2 protein-coding genes and 1 pseudogene are annotated in these 2,013 nt (G+C 69.5%); all 3 read left to right on the top strand.

Going from position 1 to position 2,013, the window contains the following annotated elements; all coding sequences use genetic code 11:
- A pseudogene (locus HMPREF1023_RS01100) lies at window positions 1-475 on the top strand (hypothetical protein); the annotation flags it as partial.
- 10 nt (window positions 476-485) lie between these two features.
- The gene (locus tag HMPREF1023_RS01095; protein WP_009304282.1) at window positions 486-1,511 is read left to right on the top strand and encodes a hypothetical protein; all 1,026 of its coding nucleotides are present in this window, start codon (window positions 486-488) and stop codon (window positions 1,509-1,511) included.
- Between the two features lie 155 nt (window positions 1,512-1,666).
- Window positions 1,667-2,013 (top strand): hypothetical protein (locus HMPREF1023_RS15570; protein ID WP_009304281.1); only part of this gene is annotated, 347 nt, incomplete at its 3' end.

Genomic DNA, 2,013 nt, shown 5'->3' with positions numbered 1-2,013 from the left:
CACCGACCGGTCGCTGGTCGAGAGCGCGACGGACGGCACGGTGAGCGCACTCGCCTACTCCGCGGCCGATGAGGCCGAGGCCGACGGGCAGGCCATCGTCACGCTGACCCTCGAGGACGGCTCGGCGGCGACCCTCATCGTGACGCTCGAAGACGGGGAGCCCGCGGCCGTGGCGTCCGACGCCTTCTCGGCCGCGCCGAGCTACGTGGCGAGCGAGGGCGGGGGCGGCCCCTTCGAGGTCACCGGGCTCGACGAGCGCTACCTCGAGCTCGTGGGCGGCGACGAGGACGCGCTCAGGGCCGCGATCGGAGCCTACGCCGCCCGGCGCAGCCCGCAGGCGTCCAGCGCCTCCTTCGACGGCGAGGTCTTCCTCGACCTCGCGAGCGGCATGGTCTCGGCGACCTTCCACCTCGACGACAACGCCTCGACAATCGTCACCGTCCAGTGGGCCGGCGGCGCGTTCACGGTTCTCTAGGAGGCCCGCCATGACGAAACGGAACCCGGCGCCGGGGACGGCGCCCGCACGCCGGCGCCCTGCCAGGCTCCCCCTCGCGGCGGCAGCGGCCTCGTTCGCGGTGGTCCTCGCGACGCTGCTCTTCCCGCAGCCCGCCTACGCCGGCATCGCCGAGGACATCAACGCCTGGCTCTGCGAGCAGCTCCGCGGCATCTGCAACTGGATCTTCTCGGGGCAGGTGCAGGTGCTCGCCTCCATCGGCTACGACGGCATCCTCTCCGAGGGGTTCGACCAGATGCTGGGAAACGCCGGCGGGATCAGCATGTACGACATCGCCTACGGCGCGTGGGAGAACGCCATCCTGCCCATAGGCTGCGGGATCCTTTCGTTCGTGTTCACCGTGCAGCTCATCAAGATAAGCCAGCGCATGGAGGGCAGCCAGTCGATGCCGGCGGTCAGGGAGGTCGTCTTCCTGCTCGTGTTCTTCGCCGTGTTCCTCTTCCTCGTCCAGCACAGCTTCGAGCTGTGCCGGGCGGTGTACGAGGTGACACGCCTGGCCATCGAGAGGATCGTCGCGCTGTTCGGACAGGGCTCGCAGCTCGACCTCGGCGCCGTGAGCCTCGTCACCCAGGAGGACGACGTGCCGTCGCTGGTCGCCATGATGCTGGTCGCAGTGGTGAGCTGGCTCGTGGTGATCGTCGCCTACGTGGTCGCGCTCGTCGTCAGCTGGGCGCGCTGCGTGCAGATCTACGTCTACGCCTGCTTCGCTCCCATACCCCTGAGCCTGCTCGCCCTCGAGGAGACGCGGCAGCTCGGGATCGGCTTCCTCAGGAACTTCGCCGGGGTCTGCATCGCGGGCATCGTGATCCTCGTCGTGCTGGTGAGCTTCCCCATCGTGCTCTCCGGCCTCAACGCCGTCTCGGCCGGCACCGGGACGCCCGTCGACTCGGTGGTCGGGGGGCTTTCCTACGCGCTGCAGTACCTGGCGATGTGCATCCTGCTCATCCTGAGCCTCGTCAAGAGCGGCGCCTGGGCCCGCGACGTCATGGGCGGCTGAGCGAGCCGCTCGGACCGACACGTCGAAACCGGAGGGCCCGTCCCCACCTCACAGGTGGAGGCGGGCCCGTCCCATGCGCACGCGGCGCGAAAGGGAGGCGAGAGGAAGGCGGCGCGCGAGGCCCGCGAGGCAGAGCATCGAGAAAGGAGAAGCGAATGGACTCAGAAGGAGGAGGGAAGGTCTACCTGACCTTCCACAAGAGCTTTGTGAGGGAGGGCGTCCCCTACGTCGACCGGGACACCGGGGAGGAGAGGACGTTCAACTCAGTGACCCTGCCGTCGGACACGGTCCTGGACGGCATTGCGGTCGGGGGCTTCAGGTTCAGCCCCCTGTTCGTCGACCGGAGCCGGTTCGACGAGGACCAGCGCGTCGTGCCGCTGCTCGCCGACCGCGAGGTGCGGCTCACCCGGGTCGCCCGCGACGCGGAGGGCAACGTGGTCCTCGGGGACGACGGGGAGCCCGAGGTCGAGGAGCTCCGCGCGAAGCCGCAGCAGATCAAGGA

It is taken from the genome of Eggerthella sp. 1_3_56FAA, assembly GCF_000185625.1.
Taxonomy (GTDB): Bacteria; Actinomycetota; Coriobacteriia; order Coriobacteriales; family Eggerthellaceae; genus Eggerthella; species Eggerthella lenta.
Note: the sequence above shows the minus strand (reverse complement) of the source record. Positions and strands in the feature narration are given on the sequence as shown.